The organism is Aphanizomenon sp. UHCC 0183 (genome assembly GCF_009712065.1).
GTDB lineage: Bacteria > Cyanobacteriota > Cyanobacteriia > Cyanobacteriales > Nostocaceae > Dolichospermum > Dolichospermum heterosporum.
The window spans coordinates 30,686-49,990 of sequence record NZ_VILC01000009.1; the positions used below are offsets into that span (position 1 = coordinate 30,686).

Consider the following 19,305-nt stretch of genomic DNA (forward strand, 5'->3'; position numbering starts at 1 on the left):
CCCTGTTCCCTGTTCCCTGTTATATGAATTATTTAAAATGTGGCACGAATTAGATCATCTAAGCTAACTTCTAGTTGCGCCAGGGCTTTTTCTCGCAACTGTTTTAATATCTCTGGATTCAATTCTGCTTCTAGGGGACGCAATTTCAAGAACTCCTCCGATTGACTTGTCTCTCCTTTGCGAAGTGCCTCGTAAGCTCCTCGAATTGCTTTAAACTCTTCTGGATAAGTATGCGCGGGGAATTCACGTAATTTGGCATGATAAGCCGCTTTAATTTGGGCGCTGGTTGCTCCTGGTGAAATTCCTAAACGTTCGTAGTAGTCAGCCATAAATAATTTCCCATTAAGATGACATCAATTAAACTATCAGTCTTCATCTGTGTTTATCTGCGTTTATCTGCGTTCAATTACTCTTGATATTTTACTTTTACAACAATTCCTGAAAACCCGCTTTTTTTCTACCCTTGCGTTTTTTAGATGGAGATGAATTTCTAAAGATAAAGTCTAAATCTATTCCATCTTCTTCGTCTTCTTCATCTTCATCATCATCATCTGAGAAATCAGGCATATTGTTTAACATCATTTTTTTGAGTTCTGGAAGCATCCGTTCAAACTCCGCTGGAGACATTTTATTGCCAAATAATTTTTTAATCATCCCTTCTAATAAGTCATTCATATCTGACATATCGAGATTGTCAAATTCATCTGCATCTGGCATAGCACTCTGAGTTTCTCTATCATTAACAAATGCCTGTTCTTCTCGAAATGCTTGTAAGGCTTTGGCATCTTGTAGGCGACGGGCTAATTCAAATCCCTGTTGTTTTAATTGTTCATAGTTTGGGTGATCAACGTGGTAGGTAGTGGCTCTAGCTAATAGCAATAAAGGGTTTTGTGGTTCTCGACGGAGTGCTTCATCTAAGAACGGCACAAGGGTTGTAATTTCGCCAAAACGGCGGGCTTGAAGTTGAATATTTGCCACAGCATTGCCCGGTTGGGGCATGGTGTCGAGGTAAGAACGCACGGGAATTTCTAGTTTTTTGGAACTATTTTCTTTGACGGCTAAGATAACTAAATTGGCAACTCTAGCTTCTGGGTATTCTATGGATAGCTTGATTAACTTTTGCTGATACTGACTTAGTAAAGCAGCGATTCCTTTTTCCCGTTTGGCAAAGAGTTGAATCGAAAGGGCGATCGCTTGCAATACGGAAATTTGTTCTTCACCTGCTAATCTTTGGAGGAGATTGTCCCATACTTGGGCTGCGGCTTTTTGGTCTAATGAAACCCGACCTCCGGAATTAGGCGGACTTTGGACTGCATTCACGAATATTTGACAGGCACGGATAGGCGAATCTGTGGGATCTTCAGTCTCCACAAAACGGCTAAATAAGGGATAACTTAACGTAGAGAGCGCATCTATCCAAGGCAATGTTTCTACTTCAGGTTCAAGATTCAAGTCGCCAAAATGCTTACCAAATTTGCGCCGAGCTTCATTGAATGCTTGTTTGTTATCTAGTCTCTTCCAACAGTGCAGCAACATTGTATAAACTTCTCTATACCGACATCCATTTTCTAGCGCTTGGGTCAAGAGTGCGATCGCTTCATCATAATTTTCGTCTACTGCTTCAATTAATCCCTTACGTCCCAGCACTTCTGGTGATGTGGGACAAATTCGTTCTGCTTGTTGCACAGATCCCAAAGCGGCCCGATCACGATCTATTGCTATGTAAGCATCTGCCATCCAGCAGTGGAGATGTGCTTGGGTCAGTTTCAATCTTTGTGCAGGCCATTCTTGAGGGTTTCGTTTTGCTTCCTGTTCTAACCACTTCAAAAACCGTGTCAACAGGCGTGAACGTTCTTGATTGTGATTATTAGCATCTAAAACCTCTAAGAGATTGATTGCCAATTGGGGGTTAAAGGGTTGCTCTGTCAACAAAGGCTGCCAGAATAGTTCAGCACAACTTGGTTCTCCTTGATTCAGTGCTTGTTGTCCGGCTAGGGTAAGCAGCAGTGGACGGAGACTTTCTAGTTCTGGAAAGCGTGGGGAACGTCGCTCCATCTTCAATAGCAGATGAGCGGCATCATGGTGATTACCTTGGTCAATCAGTTGCAACATTCGCAATATCGGTAATGCCTGTTGGCTATTTTTATCTACTGTTGTTCGTGGATTTAGAGATTTGAGGGGTTCTTGTGCTGTTTTTCCCTGTTGAAAAATCGCCAGTCGCTCTAAAATTGGATGCTCTAAATACTTTGGTTGACCATATGAAAGTGATTTCAACCCCAAAAGATTAGCCGCAGCATCCCAATTACCTATGACTTGTTGAGTATAAACGATCCAAGCTATGGGCAAATCTCCATTGGTGACGGCTCGCTTAATTTTCTGAAAAGATGTCAAAGCTGTTTCTGATTGTCCCTTTTTTAGTGCCAGAACACCTCGTACCCAGTGGAGTTGATTAGCACTAAAGCGTTTAGATTGTTCCTGAATTAATTGCTCAACTGTAGCGGTATCTCCTTTGAGGAACAAGAGTTTTAGGTAAGAGATGCTGTAGTCTTTCGGTAGAGTACCTGCCTCAAAAGCATTTCTAAGTAATTTTAATGCCGCATCTAATTGCTTCAATTCCAATAAACATTTAGCTTGCCAGTAATGAACTTCTCCCACCAAACCGAATTCTAGAGCGCGAGCAAAGGATTTTTCTGCCTGTTTAAAATCTTGTTTCTGAAATTCTTGCTGACCCCGTAGCAACCAAATTTCTGATTCTGGGGGTGTAAATTCAATATTAGGGTGTAATCGCTGATTTTTCTTGATTTCTTCTAATGCTTGCCGATATTTTTTTTGGTTCAGCAATTCTTGCAGTTGCTTCTGGAAGGAGTTTTCCGCAACTTTTGTCTCTGTACTAGAGACCTGTGGTTGTGAGTGCTGTTTAGACTGATGTTTAGCCACTGGGCTTTCTTCCTAATTGTTGTTTGATTTTTACCCTCATAGTCAAGGGTGGCTCCAACTACTTTCTTAATTTCTATATTAGTAGGCAGTTCGCATTAATGTTACAGCGAGTTGTAACATTTTCCTTTTAGAGTGTATTTGCAAAGTTTGTTGACAGTATACACTGAGAGAGATTTTTTACAAAAAAGGCAGGAGGAAAGAAGTATGAATAAAAAGTCCCTTAAGGGTGGGTTCCTCCTGCCTCCTGAAGAACTCTCAGAGGGTGTTTGGAAAGTTATGGTTGATGTATCAAATATTTTTTACCCCACCCTAACCCTCCCCTTGTAAAGGGGAGGGAACTGGATTTTTATTGTTTCCCCCCTTTACAAGGGGGGACTAAGGGGGGTAGCAATGTGATGAAAATTACGGAATACCACTTTTCAAACATCCTCTCAGACTTTTCTCATGCGAGAATTGCATGAATTAATTGTCATTAATAATATTAATACCAATAATATGGCTTTGCAGAAAACATATATTTACACTGAATTAAGTTAATATTTTATGGGGCATTATATGGGATATTATATTAACACCAATATATTGCACTCAAACCAAACAGGAGAAACTGCTATTGCCATTGAGTAATCATCAACAAAATCACAAGTCCACAAATGAAAAATTACTACCGAAAATGCAGGTGAATGCAAAGCAGTTAATAACTCAGGTGACAACGGTATCATCTGGAATCTTGACCAGAATAGCCAGCAGCGATAAACCTTTTTATCGTCGTTTTTGGTTTTGGGCAGGATTAGGTCTTAGTAGTGGGATCATTGCTTTCCATTACACAATCTTAGAAATAGATAAAAATTTACCAGATCAGTCCGCACTCAGAGCATTGGTACGAGAGCAAACACTGACGATTAAAGCTGCTGATGGTAGTGTGCTACAACAGCAGGGAGAAGCTACAAGAGAGCAACTGAAAATAGAGCAAATACCAGATACTTTAAAGAAAGCTTTTATTGCTTCAGAAGATAGAAGATTTAATCAACACAATGGATTTGATCTCCAGGGAATTGCCAGAGCAGTTATCAATAACTTGCGATCGCAAAATGTGGTAGAAGGTGGTAGTACCATCACCCAACAAGTAGCGCGAATTCTCTTCCTCAAACAAGAAAAAACCTTTTGGCGTAAACTCAAAGAAGTCCGACTATCCCAAAAAATAGAGCGAGAATTGACTAAAGACCAAATTCTCGAACGTTATCTCAATCTCGTATACTTAGGTTCTGGGGCTTATGGCGTGGGAGATGCCGCTTGGGTATACTTCAGTAAATCCGTAGATCAACTGACTTTATCAGAAATGGCTACCTTGGCGGGTTTAGCTCCTGCACCTAACGTCTACGCCCCCGACAAAAATCCTAAAATAGCTACAGAACGGCGCAATCTGGTGTTACAGCGGATGCTGGAAGATGGCATCATTACACCAGCCCAAAAACAAGCCGCGACTGAGGAAGCATTAATAGTTAACAGCAGTTTACCTAAACGGTTACAAGTTGATTTTCCCTACTTTACAACCTACGTTCACAAGGAATTGCCAAAGTACGTTGCCGCTGATGTTTTGGCTAGTGGTGGTTTAATAGTAGAAACAACCTTAAACCCAACCTCGCAAAAAGCCGCAGAAGCCGCAGTAGCCAAGATATTAAAAAATGAAGGTCGGTGGCAAAACTTTAAACAAGCGGCTGTGGTGGCCATAGAGCCTGGGAGTGGCGAAATTCAGGCAATGGTCGGCGGTAAAGACTTTGGTAAAAACCAGTTTAATCGTGTAACCCAAGCCCAACGACAACCAGGATCAACCTTTAAGGCTTTCGTCTATGCTACAGCGATCGCTACTGGTAAAAGTCCCTATGATAGTTATTTAGATGAACCCTTATCAATAGATGGTTATGAGCCAAAGAACTCCCATAACAAGTTCTCCGGTTGGTTGAACATCAGAGACGCGCTCACCAAATCCATCAATACAATTGCGGTAAAAGTCTTAATAGAAATAGGTTTTGAACCCACCATTAAACTGGCCCATGACATGGGAATTAAGTCAGAACTCAAACCTAACTATTCCTTGGCGCTTGGTTCTAATGAAGTCAACTTATTAGAATTGACCAACGCCTATGGTACATTCGCCAATCAAGGCAATTATGTAGAATCTCATGGCATTCGTCGCATCCTCAACCGCGAAGGAGATGTCATTTGGTCAGCTAAATATAAACCCAAACAAGTTCTAGATGCTGATAGCAGTGCCATCATGACTTGGATGTTAAGAAATGTTGTCACCGATGGTACTGGTGCTGCGGCTCAATTAGATGATAGACAAGTTGCCGGCAAAACAGGTACTACTGATGAATCCCGTGATTTATGGTTTATTGGTTATATTCCTCAGTTAGTGGCTGGGGTGTGGTTAGGGAATGATGATAACACCCCTACCTATGGTAATAGTGGTAGTGCAGCTTATGCTTGGCATGAATTTATGGCAGAAGCTCTCAAGGGAATGCCTGTAGAAAAGTTTCCCCCACGACCTAATTTAGAAAATCGTAAAGGTACTATCAAAGCCCAACCTCTTAAACCGAGAAAACTTATCTATAAGTCGGTTGATGAGGATAATCAAAAATCAGAAGAAGACAATACCGATAATTCTGATTCCTCAACTAGACGCAGAAGCAGAAGCAGAAGAACATATAATCAATCAGACGATTCATCAAATTCAGAAGAAAATCGGCCAAGACGAAGACGACGCTATAGTCAAGAGAATAATGATACATCTTATTCTACCCGTCGCCGCCGCAGACGCAGTCAAGAATCCAATGGCGATTCCCCTTCCCAATCACCTCGTTCACGACGCAGCCGCAGTCAAGAATCAGCACCGTCTAGATCATCTTCAGAAAACAAGAGTCCTGGAGGATCTTCATCATCACAACCTTCCTGGAGAGAAAGACTTAAACCCGATTCTTCAGGAAATAATTAAAATCAGGAGTCAGGAGGTAGGGGCGCAGGGCCTGCGCCCAGTCAGGAGTTCAGGAGAAAGAAGAAAGAAGAAAGAAGAAAGAAGAAAGAAGAAAGAAGAAAGAAATTTCTCCCCTACCCCCCCCAACTCCCCTACCCCCCCAACTCCCCTACCCCCCCCTACTCCCCTACTCCCCCTACTCCCCCTACCCCCTATTCCCTAGAAACAGCAAAGATTTTTCCTGGGGTAGATGTAGGTGATTAACTCAGTTTATACTTTGTTAAGAAGTGTAACCTACATTAGACGAATATAGTCATGAGTTATTTATTGCTCGAAGTCCAAGTACCAGATACCGGAAATCACTTTCCCCTAGCTTTTACTTTGGTGTATGTAGTGGGTTTTGTCGCTGCTATCACCATTGGTTCAATTGCCTGGTACAACTCCAAACGTCCCCCCGGTTGGGAAAATAAGGAACGCCCTGACATTATCCCCAAGGTAGAAAAGGAATAGATTCGGTAATTGGTGATTGGTGATTGGTCATTGGCAAGAATGTTTTACCCATTACCCATTAGAGACTTCCAATTAAAAAAATATCCCAAAATTTCTTGTGGTGCAGGCATCTTGCCTGCCAATAATACAAGGACGGGCAAGATGCCCATCCCACAAGATTGGATAGCGAGGCGCTGCTGCAAGCAGTTCATCTTTTTTGTGGAATTCTCTTACCCATTACCCATTACCTAATTCTGTACATCCACCCAACGACGGTAAAGCTTTTGAATTTGTTTGAGCAAAGTTATATGGATACTGGGGTGAGATTCACTAGACTTGCTTAACTCTTCCAATTGAGAGAGGAGTCTTGCTTCTTCAACGGCTACATCACCGTCACTGTAAATTAAGCCACTGATAGCTTCAATCAAATCCTCGTAATCTTCCTGAGTTGGGCGATCGCCTAAATACTCTTTTACCCATTCATAACACTCATTTGGCTTGACTGGCACTAATTCATACAACCAAGGTTTAATCTCTGGATCATTGGCTAAACCTTTAACTTGGGCTATTTCTCGCAGATATTGCCGTTCTTCTGGTTGGATTTTGCCATCAATCCAAGCTGCTCCAATCAGGATTTTTACTAGGTTTTTTACATGAGAATTATTAACCATCACTGCCTCCTCTGGTAGATTCGGGCTTTGATTAAATCTTACAATCACTATTGGTATTCACTCGGAATCCTTAGTTTTTCTTAAGCGCACCATAAAAAAACCATCCATATCTTGTTGGTGAGGCCAAACTTTCAACCACCCCAGGGGAGAAATATCGGCAAAATCAAAGCTAGGAGGTTCAATTTGCCAATGGGGATTTGCGGCTAAAAACTCCGAAATTACCTGTTCATTCTCCGCTGGATGCAGTGTACAAGTGGCATAAACTAAAACGCCGCCAGTCTTGACAAAAGTTGCATTATGTGATAACAATTCTTTTTGTAATTGGGAAAGTTCTTGAACAGAAGCCGGTGTTTGTCGCCAACGCGCATCAGCGTGACGGTGCATAGTTCCTAAACCGGAACAAGGAGCATCAAGCAATACACGGTCAGCCGAATTGTAGAATTGCGGTAAATTGCGGCTGTCTCCTGAACAAATTTCGATAGATTGTAAATTTAGACGTTGAGCATTTTCTTTTAATTTCCGTAACCGGGAAGCAGTTTTATCACAAGCCCAAATTTTGCCTTTATCTCCCATTAACTCAGCAATATGAGTGGTTTTCCCCCCTGGTGCAGCACAAACATCAATCACCACATTACCGGGTTGAGGGTCAAGTAAATGACCAACTAATTGAGCGCTACTATCTTGGACAGTCCACCAACCTTCATGAAAACCAGGTAAATTTTGAATTGCGCCGTTATTACCAATTAATCGTAAAGCTTGGGGTAAATGGGGGATAGGTTTCACTAAAACACCAGCAGATGCAAAAGCTGATTCTACTTCTTCTAAAGAACTACGCAGGATATTTACTCGTAAATCAATTGTTGGGGTTTGATTCATCCAAGCACAAAGTTTTTCTGTTTCTGCAAAACCCAATTCTTTTAACCAAACCTCAATTATCCAATTAGGGAAACTGTGTAATATTCCCAATCTTTCTACTGGATTTTCTGGTAACTTTAGCGGTTCTGATGACTTTTCTGCAAGTCGGAGATATTGACGTAATAAACCATTGACAAACCCAGTTAAACCAGGAAAACCATTTTCTTTTGCTAATTCGACGGTGGTATTTACAGCCGCAGAAACGGGAATTCTTTCTTGATAACGCAGTTGATAAAAACCCAGATGTAAAATTGTGCGAAGGTCTTTTGGTTGTTGCTGAATTTTCTTTGTAGCAAGTTGGTCAATAATAGCGTCTAAAGTGCGTTGTCTTCTCACACTCCCATAGACTAATTCTGTCATTAATCGGCGATCTGCGTCGGGTAACTTAAATTTTTGTAGCGCTCGGTCTAGGGCAACATCAGCATAAGCTCCTTTATAAACTTCTTTAAGAGCAATAAAGGCGAGTTGGCGGGGATTGGTCATGAAAGGTAATCATCCTGTTTACTTTGGGGGAAATTGGTACACTTAAGTAATTGGACAAAAATATTTACAGTCATTGCGAGGGAAGGGAAGCAATCACAACCCTGGCGATTGCTTCATTTCACTTCGTTCCATATGGCTAACGCCACGCAACGCTTACGCAATAATATTGTGTAATTAATTCTGTCTCACTACTTAATTTACATATTTTGAATGTTCCTATCTTAATCCTGTTCATCCTTAAATCCTGGACATCCTGATTCAGACAACTTCATCACAAATTACACTTAGAGACTTCCAAATAAAAAAATGTCCCAAAACTGATGCAAAAATTCTCTCTCTGTGTACTCTGTGCCTCTGTGGTTCGTTTCTTGGGATAATTTATTTCTTGGAAGTCTCTTATGTACCAAAATCATCAAAACACCTATTGAAAATATTCCCATCCTAATCCTGTTCATCCTTAAATCCTGGACATCCTGATTCAGACAACTTCATCACAAATTACACTTCACTTATGTGCGAAAATTGTCAGAGCAGGTGTGAGGATGTAGTATGACAGACAAAAACTGGCAAGATGAAGAACTGTGGATTGTCACCGCAAGTAGTTCTGATGATGTTTCAAAACAAGGGATGAAAGCTGTTAGAGGTAATGGTAATCCTTACAGTAGTCCTGCGGTTACGGATGAAGAAATAAAAAACAGTCGCATTACAGCCGGCACCTTAGCGAAGCAAATGTCGCACTTTGTGGGTGTAATCAGTGGTGTGTTTAGTAATGTTCAGAAGCAAGTCGAAACCCAAGGGGAACTCCAGCTTGATGAAATTACCCTCACGGTAGAAATTAGTAGTGAAGGTGAAATTAAATTACTGGGTACGGGTGTAAAGGCTGCTGGTAAGGGTGCAATTGAGCTAAAATTTAAGCGTTCATCACCCCAATCACCTGTAAATTGACCGCAATATGGCTAAGAATTGCGCTGTTGTCATTGGCGTTAACGAATATGACGAAATTCAGTGCCTCCAGTATGCAAAAACTGATGCAGAACGGGTGCGCGATTATTTTTCAACTGGTTTAGGTGTACAACCAGAGTATCTATATTTTTTCTCTGATGATTCACCGCGCAACAGCCTGGGAAAGAAAACTCAACCAACCTACGGTACACTAAACAGCTTTTTCAATGATCGCTTTGAACAGCCTTTTTTAGAATCTGGGGATACTCTCTGGTTCTATTTTAGCGGTCATGGGATGCCCCACGAAGGACGAGATTATTTATTACCCATAGATGGAAATCCTCGCACTGTACCCAATTTAGCAATTCCCATTACCTACATCACAGAACGCTTGCGGCGGAGTGGTGCGGACAATGTGGTGTTATTTATTGATGCTTGTCGCAGCACTGGTCAAAAAAGTGGTGGTTTAGGAATTGGTGAAGAAAAACAGCAAGGTGTAATTACCTTTTATTCCTGTAGTCCCAGTCAGGTTTCCTACGAAATTGAGGAAATTAAACAAGGCGCTTTTACTCATGTATTACTCAATGGGTTGCAAATTCAAGGTGAAAGCAACTGCGCGACGGTTGAACGGTTGTATAACTATTTGCGCTATCAAGTTCCCCAATTGACCCAAAAGCATAAAAATTATCCTCAGACTCCCTATGCTGCCATAGAACCTGCTACAAAATTGCATTATATTTTATTGCCTAAATCTGCCACTGACAGGGATATTAGCACCCTCAGAGAAGATGCTATGCAAGCAGAAATTGAAGGAAATTTTGATTTAGCTTTTCAGTTATGGGTGCGTGTGAACGTGGCCGCAGGTGGACAGGATATGAAAGCCATTGCAGCCTTTGGGAGATTGTTAAATAAGCAGAACCTAACCCCCCAACCCCCTTCCCTACCAGGGAAGGGGGAGAAATCAAAGCCTCTCTCCTGGGAGGAGAGAGGTTTGGAGAGAGGTTCTTCAGAAGCACAGGGACAGAAAATAGCAGCAGCAAAACGCCAGGAGTTGACTGTAAATTTAGGTCAAGGTTTAACCCTGGAACTGGTGCGAGTGCCTACAGGGAAGTTTATGATGGGAATGCCCCCAGAGGAACGCCAAATAGCCCTAGAAAATGCCCTGAAATATGGCAATAAACGTGAAGATGTTGAAACATGGTTAGACTGGTCTACCCCCCAGCATGAGGTGTATTTGCAAGAGTTTTTAATGGGCAAATATGCTGTTACCAATGCCCAATGGTATGCCGTCATGAAAACTAAGCCATCTGAACAATATGACCCCAAGTTTCAAGGCGATAAGCAGCCTGTAGTTGGCGTTTCCTGGCATGAAGCCCGGGCATTTTGCGAAAAGCTATCTGAACAAACAAAGCGGGCTGTCAGATTGCCCACAGAGGTAGAATGGGAATATGCCTGTCGGGCTGGAACAACTACAGCCTTTGCTTTTGGTAAGACTATTACAACTGATCAAGTTAACTATGACGGCAATTATCCTTATGGTGATACCCCCAAGGGCAAATATCGAGAATGTACCGTAAATGTGGATAGTTTCACCCCTAACCCCTGGGGTTTATATCAAATGCACGGGAATGTCTGGGAATGGTGTTTGGATGAATTTCACGACAGTTATAGCGAAAAGCCAGCGCGTTTAAAAAGTAATGGTAATGAACATTGGGGAGAATTAAAGGTAGTTAAAGAAGATAACCGTGCTTATATATGTCGGGGCGGTTCTTGGTACAACCATGCTATCAATTGCCGTTCGGCGTTTCGTCTCAGGAGCTACGCGCGTGATCTTGACTATTATCTCGGTTTTCGTGTTGTGTTCGGGTCTTCCTCGCCAGGACTTTCTTAGCCCTTTACCCTCTTGCGCTTTTGCGCTCTTCTCTTTATTTCTTTACCCTTGCGAGCGCCAGCGAGCGAATTTTTTTTATTATATACATCTTCAAAAATGTAGAGACGTTCCATGGAACGTCTCTACAAAGGGTTTAATATCATCAAAAATCATTTGTTAAAGACTTGTAAACAATATCGCTGATTAATATTCGGATATTGTAAATTGAGGGTGGCTATCCTTGCTTATACTTCTTAGTATGTATGGCACATAGCTTGGGGTTGAGTTATTAAACGGGGCGGTTCTTGGTACAACAATGCTATCAATTGCCGTTCGGCGAATCGTAACAGGAACAACGCGCGTAATCAAGACAATAATCTCGGTTTTCGTGTTGTGTTCGGGTCTTCCTCGCCAGCACTCTCTACAGTCAGAGTTGATAGGAGGGATTCTATCAAGCGTACACCAGAGAGTCCAAACTCAAACCCAGTGATGTGGGTGACTATATCCAAATATAAAACCGAGCCAGTTAGCTTGGTAGGGAAACCGAAGACTTAACTGGCTCAATATTAGGGACTTCCAATTAAAAAAATCCCCAAAAGTTTCTTGTGGTGCGGGACGAATTGCCCGCTAATTACCAAGGACAGGCAGGATGCCCATCCCACAAAATTGGGTAATTTATTTTTTGGTGATCCCTTAGAGGATGTTTGAAAAGTGGTATTCCGTAATTTTCATCACATTGCTACCCCCCTTTCCCCTTGTAAAGGGGGGAAACAATAAAAATCCAGTTCCCTCCCCTTTACAAGGGGAGGGTTAGGGTGGGGTAAAAAATATTTGATACATCAACCATAACTTTTCAAACACCCTCTTATAAATTATGCACACAGATACAATATTTTATCAAATTTTCCTCACTTTTCACACTCTATTGTTTGAATTGCTTGGACAACCAATAGAAAATGCTCAAGGTTATAATTTTACTTCCGTCGAAGTTAAAGAAAAAGCCTTTCGATTTGATGGTATTTTCATGCCAGATAGTTTGGAAAAACCCATCTATTTTGTCGAAGTGCAATTCCAACCCAAACTTGATTTTTATTGGGAATTAATAGCAGAAATAAACATTTATCTCAATCAATTTAAACCAGTACAAGATTGGCAAGCAGTAGCTTTATTTGCTAAACGGAGTTTAGATGTAGAAGTATTAACTAATTACCAACAAGAATTAATTAATAGTGGACGTATCAAACGCATTTATTTAGATGAACTACCACCTGGTTCAATTGGTATGGGGTTAATTGAATTAATTGTCAGTAAAGAAACCCAAGCACCAGAATTAGTCAAAAATCTCATGGCAAGAACAAAGACAGAGATTGATAATAACAGAGAAAAACAAGGTATTATAGAATTGTTAGAGACTGTTTTGTTGTCCAAATTTTCACAATTAAGCCGTCAGGAGATTGAAGCGATGTTTTTAGTTAGTGATATTAAGCAAACTAGGGTATATCAAGAAGCAAAGCAGGAAGAAGCAACAAACTTATTGGTGCGTATATTATCCAAGCAATTTGGGAAATTGAGTGGTAACTACATCGAAACTATCAGCAACCTCACAATAGAACAACTAGAAGACCTGGGAGAAGCATTATTAGACTTTATAGACATTACCGACCTGGAAGAATGGTTAAAATCTCATAAATAATCTATGATTCTGTACACAAACACTAAGAGGATGTTTTAAAAGTGGTATCCCGTAATTTTCATCACATTACTACCCCCCTTTCCCCTTTACAAGGGGGGAAACAATAAAAATCCAGTTCCCTCCCCTTTACAAGGGGAGGGTTAGGGAGGGGTAAAAAATATTTGATACATCAACCATAACTTTTCAAACACCCTCTAAGCTGTTGTGCATTTAGGAACGCAAATTTAATAACCTGCAATTCTGATGTAACCTGGAATGGTGCGTTACGCTGTCGCTAACACACCCTACTTTTGCACCTTATTTAATTCACATTCCTTAGTTTGTATAAGAGACTTCCAAGAAATAAATTATCCTAAGAAACGAACCACAGAGGCACAGAGTACACAGAGAGAGAATTTCTGCATCAGTTTTGGGACATTTTTTTATTTGGAAGTCTCTAATTCTAGCGGGCAAGATGCCCGCACTACAAAGTTCAAGTAAATTATGGTTATCAAATTTAGCTGCGTAACAGCTTAGCGTCCCGTAGGGATACATTGCAAGAGTCAGATCCCCGACTTCTCTAAGAAGTCGGGGATCTTGTTTTTCATAACTAAACCACCTACGGTTTTCAGATAAAATTAGGTTTAAAGATTCATGTAAGGATCTATCCCACCAACTTCAAACTCACAGGCTCTAGAAACCACATCTGGAGGTAACTTATCAAAACTAATTAATGATAAATAATCAGGATTATCTATGAGTTCCTGCGCTAATAAATAACCAGCAATTGTCCAAGTTTGATATTTCCTCGCTTGTTTACCAATTAATCTGCCTTTTTTACCATCATAATATTCTGGCCATTCATCTTCCGATAATCTGACTTTAGCAATTGCAATAGCTTTTTCTGCCAACTGTGGTTTTTTTGTTTTCACCGCTGCTGCTGCTAACATCCACATTAGGACAGGCCAGCTACCAGCATTATGATATGACCAAGGTATATTTTTGGGGTCACATCCTGTGACGACTCGATATTCTTCACCTTGTAAAGCCGGATAACAGATTTTAACGGGCATATCTCCGACTAAATCATCCCATCGTTTTTCAATCAAATTCATGATTGCTTGGGACTGTTCTTCTGTGGAAAGATCAGAAATTACAGCCATCAAATTTCCGAGGGTGAAGAACCGAGTATCCATTTGTGATGGTCCGACATTTCCGGCAAAATAACCACCTTTTTTTGGTAGCCATTTATCTAACTCATAATAAGGTAAGGAATCGGCATAAATATTGAAAAGATTAACCGCCGTTTTTCCGTATTCCTCACCCTTAAAGCGATAAATTGCATTCAGACGATTAATATCTATCCAGTAATGCTGACGAATATGCCCACATAATAAAGGTAAGCGGTTATCAATTGCTTCGACAATATCCTCATTATTTTTACAAATTAGCAGTTCTCGCGCTGCACGTAAAGCGGCAAAAAATAGAACTTGAATTTCTAAAGGATGTCCATAAATACCCATCCGTCTGTCTATCATACAAGCGCCATCAGGAACTAATAGCGTCGGGTACATATCAAACCGATTAGCTAAACAGATGTCCATAATTAACCTAATTCCTGTTTGGAATTCTGGTTGATAAGCCAGGGAATTATCTTGAGTAGCAACTACATAAGCACGTAATAAAATTAACCACCATAAACAAGAATCTACGGGTGTGACTCTGGCGATCGCGTGTTCACCAAAATCAGCTTCTAAAAATTCTTCCCCATTGGCAGAAACGACTTTAAAACTAGCTGGAATTAATCCTCTACCGGGTTTATAGGCATCTAATGCCTTTTCTTTCGGCTGTAACTTTAATGTTTCTTCTAGGAAATTCTTGACAATATCTGTTCTGCCTTTAATCAGAAAAATTAACGCCGAGGAAACAAAATCCCGGATAAAACATTGGTCATAATTTAATGCTTCGACTGATGAATCATAAGCTGCTACAGTACCAACGGGCTGACCTTTGTAGTAGAGAATTGAATTCTCTAATGCAAGCCAAGCTTCATTTTCTATATTTTTACTTGTCTCTAATTTGTTTAGTTGCATTACCAGACTAACTCCATTTAGATAGTATATTTGTTGGGAGTAGATGCACCTTTAATTCTTCTCTAATGCCATTTTCATCATAACTTTGAAATAGCAAATATCAATTCATTCAAAATACTAAATGTCAGTAAAGACCAAAATTAAACTCAATACCTTTGCCAAACTGAAAAAAGCCTTGATTCGTAGGTGGCGTTGAGAGCCATAATCCATTAAATGCCTTGGGTTACACTGTCACTCAACCCAATCTATAAGAAATGGCAAAGGTATTGTAAACTGCATCATATTTAACAGTTTTTTGAATTTCTAGAAACGTGGATTCTTGTGTATGTAGAACCACTTAAATGTAGTATATCTACTTAATTAACAATTGGCTATTGCGATGACAAAATAAATTATTCCCCTACAACTTAACAAGTTATAACGTTTTTTCAGAATATGCAATATCAACAGCTAACGGATCACCAAAAAATAAATTACCCAATTTTGTGGGATGGGCATCCTGCCTGTCCTTGGTAATTAGCGGGCAAGATGCCCGCACCACAAGAAACTTTTGGGGATTTTTTTAATTGGAAGTCCCTAAAAAAAATTGGGGAGGGATTAATACTGATCATATAAATATATATTTTACTAGCCCTTCCTAAGTTGCAACTTTTGATATCCTTGATTAAGTACACAGGCAAAATTAATTATATAAAAGATTTGGATTTAATGTAGGGGTAGCGCCCCCGTGCCTACCCGTTGGGGCAACCACGGGGGTTTGCCCCTAAAGGATTCTGGTTTCTCAGAACTGACAACTAAACAACTAAGGAACGCAAATTTAATAACCTGCAATTCTGATGTAACCTGGAATGGTGCGTTACGCTGTCGCTAACACACCCTACTTTTGCACCTTATTTAATTCATATTCCTAAGTAGGTTGGCGTTGAAAATTGTCGTTATGGCAAGGCAAAAGGCAAGAGGCAAGAGGCAAGATTGAAGAGGGTTTGGGCGATTATACGTTTCTTTACACAGTTTGGTTTTATTGTGTTCACCTACTTACTCCAATAAAGTTAAGATTCTAGTATCTGTCAATGAAAATTTTTTAAGCTTTATAGTCAGCGGCAACGGTAAACACACTATGTATGATGTCCTAGATTCCCAAGCAGTCCTAGAAGTGTTGCGACCAGTAGAAGATCCAGAACTTCGCAAAAGCCTGGTAGAGTTAAATATGATTCGCAACGTCAAAATTGACGGTGGCAAGGTTAGTTTCACTTTGGTGTTAACCACTCCGGCTTGCCCTTTACGGGAGTTTATTGTCGAAGATTGTCAAAAAGCTGTTAAAAAGCTCCCTGGTGTTACAGATGTGAGTATAGAAGTAACAGCGGAAACACCCCAGCAGAAAAGCTTACCAGACCGCAACGGTGTACCTGGGATAAAAAATATTATTGCTGTTTCTAGCGGTAAAGGTGGCGTTGGTAAGAGTACAGTCGCTGTAAATATCGCCGTTGCTTTAGCGCAAACTGGCGCTAAGGTTGGTTTATTAGATGCAGATATTTATGGGCCTAATGATCCTACCATGTTGGGTTTGAGCGATGCTAAAATTAATGTCCGGTCTACAGAGGCAGGGGACATTCTCGAACCGGCGTTTAATCATGGTGTCAAGCTTGTTTCCATGGGTTTTTTGATTGATCGAGATCAGCCAGTAATTTGGCGCGGTCCGATGCTGAATGGTGTGATTCGTCAGTTTCTTTATCAAGTGGAATGGGGAGAACTGGATTATTTAATTGTGGATATGCCCCCAGGGACTGGTGATGCTCAATTAACTTTAGCCCAATCTGTACCAATGGCAGGGGCAGTTATTGTGACTACACCACAAACGGTAGCTTTGTTGGATTCCCGAAAGGGGTTGCGGATGTTCCAACAGTTAAATGTTCCAGTTTTGGGAATTGTGGAAAATATGAGCTATTTTATTCCCCCAGATCAACCGGATAAGCAATATGACATTTTTGGTTCTGGTGGTGGTTCAAAAACAGCCGCAGAATTAGGAGTTCCTCTGTTAGGATGTGTACCATTAGAAATTTCTACCAGAATTGGGGGTGATAGTGGTGTGCCAATAGTTATTGGTGAACCTAATTCAGCCGCTGCTAAAGCATTGAAGGCGATCGCTCTCACTGTAGCAGGTAAAGTTTCAGTTAATGCTTTGACATAAGATCAGGAGTATGGCTAACGCCACGCTGCGCTATCAGGAGTTCAGAAGGAAGAAATTTCTCCCCAACTCCCCCCACTCCCCCAACTCCCCCCACTCCCCCTACTCCCCCACTCCCCCCACTCCCCCTACTACCCCCTACCCCCTGCCCAACTTCCTCCTCACACAATGTTATTAAAACCTTCGTTCCAGAAAATGCGTTGGCAATCCTGGCTTAAACCCTGGCAACAAATAGATGGGCTACTATTTATTCTCCCCGTTGCTGTTAGTATGTTCGGGGGGCTAATGATTCTGAGTACAGAATTAAAGCAACCTGTAACTGACTGGTGGTGGCACTGGCTGATAGCGGCGATTGGTTCAACTATTGCCTTGTTTTTAGCTCGTTGCCGTTATGAAAACTTAATGCAGTGGCATTGGTTCACCTACGGGCTAACGAACTTTAGTTTAATAGCTGTGATGCTCGCTGGTACTAGTGCCAAAGGCGCACAGCGTTGGATTAGTATTGCTGGTTTTAATGTCCAACCCTCAGAATTTGCCAAAATAGGGCTAATCATTACCTTAGCTGCGTTGTTACATAAGCAAACTGCTTCTACTATTGAGAATGTTTTCCGTGTCTTGGCAATTACGGCTGTACCTTGGGCATTGGTATTTTTACAGCCAGACTTGGCAACATCACTGGTATTTGGAGCAATATTTTTAGGAATGCTGTACTGGGCAAACGCTAACCCCGGCTGGTTAATACTGATGATTTCTCCGGTCATAGCAGCAATCTTATTTAGTATATCTTGGCCATTATCAACACCCATAGTTTTATCTAAAGAAATATCATTGAGTATATTGGGTTTAATATGGGCAGTAGCGATGGGGATAGTTGGTTGGGTTAGTCTGCCCTGGAAGCGGTTTGGTATTGGTGCTATTGGATCATTATGTCTTAATCTGCTTGGTGGCGAATTAGGCATTTTTGCCTGGAATCATATCTTAAAGGAGTATCAAAAAAACCGACTTAGTGTATTTATTAACCCTGAACATGATCCTCTTGGTGCTGGTTATCACCTGATTCAATCTCGCATTGCTATTGGCGCTGGTGAAGTTTGGGGTTGGGGTTTGTTTAAAGGTCCCATGACTCAACTCAATTTCGTTCCTGAACAACACACAGATTTTATTTTCTCCGCTGTTGCTGAAGAATTTGGTCTGGTGGGGTGCTTAATTTTACTATCAGTTTTTTGCTTGATTTGCTTTCGCTTGCTTCACGTAGCTCAAACAGCCAAAGATAACTTCGGTTCACTTTTAGCTATAGGTGTTTTGTCTATGATTGTGTTTCAACTGATTGTGAATGTTGGTATGACAGTTGGTTTGGCACCAGTGGCGGGGATTCCCCTACCTTGGATGAGTTATGGACGTTCAGCAATGCTGACTAACTTTATTGCGATCGGTATAGTAGAATCTGTAGCTAATTATCGTCAACGCCAGAAGTATTACTGAAGAGGAGTCAGGAGTCAGGAGTATGGCTAACGCCACGCTGCGCTATCAGAAGAATGAAGAATGAAGAATGAAGAATGAAGAATGAAATTTCTCCCCTACTTCCCCTACTCCCCCCACTTCCCCTACTCCCCCCACTTCCCCTACTCCCCCCACTTCCCCCACTCCCCCTGCCCCCTGCCCCCTGCCCCCTGCCCCCTGCCCCCTGTTCCCTGTTCCCTAATAAGCATTAAGCTATTAATAGGAAACTATTGAAGGTAAATAAGATGATCCTGCCTGGAGCAACTGTTCGCATCAAAAATCCCGCAGATACATATTATCGGTCTGAAGGACTTGTCCAACGAGTGAGTGATGGTAAAGTAGCTGTATTATTTGAAGGTGGTAATTGGGATAAAATAATTACTTTCCGCTTAACAGAATTAGAACCTGTTGAAACTACAGTTCCGAAAAAAGGGAAATAGTAATTTAGTCTTTAGTCATTAGTCAGTGGTTATTAGTTATTTACTAAGACTATTGACTAATGGCAATTTTAAAAAAATTCTGCAATTCCTATAAGTAATGCGACAGAATTAATTACACAAATGATTTTGCTGTT

The 19,305-nt window shown here is 41.0% G+C and carries 13 protein-coding genes; 8 read left to right on the forward strand and 5 right to left on the reverse strand.

Translation table 11 applies throughout. The features are described from left to right. Positions 1-32: 32 nt before the first annotated feature. Positions 33-329 (reverse strand): DnaJ domain-containing protein, encoded by a 297-nt coding sequence (locus FJR37_RS04180; RefSeq protein ID WP_053538025.1) that lies wholly within the window; start codon positions 327-329, stop codon positions 33-35. A gap of 97 nt (positions 330-426) precedes the next feature. Next, the gene (locus FJR37_RS04185; RefSeq protein WP_168465379.1) at positions 427-2,937 is read right to left on the reverse strand and encodes a tetratricopeptide repeat protein; all 2,511 of its coding nucleotides are present in this window, start codon (positions 2,935-2,937) and stop codon (positions 427-429) included. A gap of 613 nt (positions 2,938-3,550) precedes the next feature. Between FJR37_RS04185 and FJR37_RS04190 the strand changes: the two genes are divergently transcribed. After that, complete coding sequence (locus FJR37_RS04190) at positions 3,551-5,932, forward strand: penicillin-binding protein 1A (RefSeq protein ID WP_168465380.1); 2,382 nt, start codon at positions 3,551-3,553, stop codon at positions 5,930-5,932. 294 nt (positions 5,933-6,226) lie between these two features. Next, positions 6,227-6,421: a photosystem II assembly protein Psb35 gene (gene psb35 / locus FJR37_RS04195; protein ID WP_027402651.1), complete on the forward strand. Its 195-nt coding sequence runs from the start codon at positions 6,227-6,229 to the stop codon at positions 6,419-6,421. A 227-nt stretch (positions 6,422-6,648) separates the two neighbouring features. Here psb35 and FJR37_RS04200 read toward each other — a convergent pair whose 3' ends face one another. After that, positions 6,649-7,071: a TerB family tellurite resistance protein gene (locus tag FJR37_RS04200; protein WP_168465381.1), complete on the reverse strand. Its 423-nt coding sequence runs from the start codon at positions 7,069-7,071 to the stop codon at positions 6,649-6,651. A gap of 57 nt (positions 7,072-7,128) precedes the next feature. Then, the gene (locus tag FJR37_RS04205) at positions 7,129-8,469 is read right to left on the reverse strand and encodes a 16S rRNA (cytosine(967)-C(5))-methyltransferase (RefSeq protein WP_168465382.1); all 1,341 of its coding nucleotides are present in this window, start codon (positions 8,467-8,469) and stop codon (positions 7,129-7,131) included. Between the two features lie 549 nt (positions 8,470-9,018). Here FJR37_RS04205 and FJR37_RS04210 point away from each other — a divergent pair. The 3 genes from FJR37_RS04210 (at position 9,019) to FJR37_RS04220 (ending at position 12,974) form a co-directional block, all read left to right on the forward strand. Further along, entirely contained in the window at positions 9,019-9,414 is a 396-nt protein-coding gene (locus FJR37_RS04210; RefSeq protein ID WP_168465383.1) for a hypothetical protein, read from the forward strand. Positions 9,415-9,421: 7 nt separating this feature from the next. Further along, positions 9,422-11,302, forward strand: a complete 1,881-nt coding sequence (locus FJR37_RS04215; RefSeq protein WP_168465384.1) for an SUMF1/EgtB/PvdO family nonheme iron enzyme — start codon at positions 9,422-9,424, stop codon at positions 11,300-11,302. 853 nt (positions 11,303-12,155) lie between these two features. Next, entirely contained in the window at positions 12,156-12,974 is an 819-nt protein-coding gene (locus FJR37_RS04220; RefSeq protein WP_168465385.1) for a DUF2887 domain-containing protein, read from the forward strand. Between the two features lie 623 nt (positions 12,975-13,597). Here FJR37_RS04220 and FJR37_RS04225 read toward each other — a convergent pair. After that, positions 13,598-15,046 (reverse strand): glycoside hydrolase 100 family protein, encoded by a 1,449-nt coding sequence (locus FJR37_RS04225; RefSeq protein ID WP_168465386.1) that lies wholly within the window; start codon positions 15,044-15,046, stop codon positions 13,598-13,600. Between the two features lie 1,117 nt (positions 15,047-16,163). Here FJR37_RS04225 and FJR37_RS04230 point away from each other — a divergent pair. The 3 genes from FJR37_RS04230 (at position 16,164) to FJR37_RS04240 (ending at position 19,171) form a co-directional block, all read left to right on the forward strand. After that, entirely contained in the window at positions 16,164-17,234 is a 1,071-nt protein-coding gene (locus FJR37_RS04230) for an Mrp/NBP35 family ATP-binding protein (RefSeq protein WP_039202728.1), read from the forward strand. A 165-nt stretch (positions 17,235-17,399) separates the two neighbouring features. Further along, entirely contained in the window at positions 17,400-18,713 is a 1,314-nt protein-coding gene (gene rodA / locus FJR37_RS04235) for a rod shape-determining protein RodA (protein WP_168465387.1), read from the forward strand. A gap of 263 nt (positions 18,714-18,976) precedes the next feature. Then, positions 18,977-19,171, forward strand: a complete 195-nt coding sequence (locus tag FJR37_RS04240) for an NAD(P)H dehydrogenase subunit NdhS (RefSeq protein WP_168465388.1) — start codon at positions 18,977-18,979, stop codon at positions 19,169-19,171. Positions 19,172-19,305 lie beyond the last annotated feature (134 nt).

Bases quoted from the DNA above. Each gene is read 5' to 3' on its own strand.
- FJR37_RS04180 (WP_053538025.1), bottom strand. From the start codon at position 329: ATGGCTGACTACTACGAACGTTTAGGAATTTCACCAGGAGCAACCAGC.
- psb35 (WP_027402651.1), top strand. From the start codon at position 6,227: ATGAGTTATTTATTGCTCGAAGTCCAAGTACCAGATACCGGAAATCAC.
- FJR37_RS04200 (WP_168465381.1), bottom strand. From the start codon at position 7,071: ATGGTTAATAATTCTCATGTAAAAAACCTAGTAAAAATCCTGATTGGA.
- FJR37_RS04205 (WP_168465382.1), bottom strand. From the start codon at position 8,469: ATGACCAATCCCCGCCAACTCGCCTTTATTGCTCTTAAAGAAGTTTAT.
- FJR37_RS04210 (WP_168465383.1), top strand. From the start codon at position 9,019: ATGACAGACAAAAACTGGCAAGATGAAGAACTGTGGATTGTCACCGCA.
- FJR37_RS04215 (WP_168465384.1), top strand. From the start codon at position 9,422: ATGGCTAAGAATTGCGCTGTTGTCATTGGCGTTAACGAATATGACGAA.
- FJR37_RS04220 (WP_168465385.1), top strand. From the start codon at position 12,156: ATGCACACAGATACAATATTTTATCAAATTTTCCTCACTTTTCACACT.
- FJR37_RS04225 (WP_168465386.1), bottom strand. From the start codon at position 15,046: ATGCAACTAAACAAATTAGAGACAAGTAAAAATATAGAAAATGAAGCT.
- FJR37_RS04230 (WP_039202728.1), top strand. From the start codon at position 16,164: ATGTATGATGTCCTAGATTCCCAAGCAGTCCTAGAAGTGTTGCGACCA.
- rodA (WP_168465387.1), top strand. From the start codon at position 17,400: ATGTTATTAAAACCTTCGTTCCAGAAAATGCGTTGGCAATCCTGGCTT.
- FJR37_RS04240 (WP_168465388.1), top strand. From the start codon at position 18,977: ATGATCCTGCCTGGAGCAACTGTTCGCATCAAAAATCCCGCAGATACA.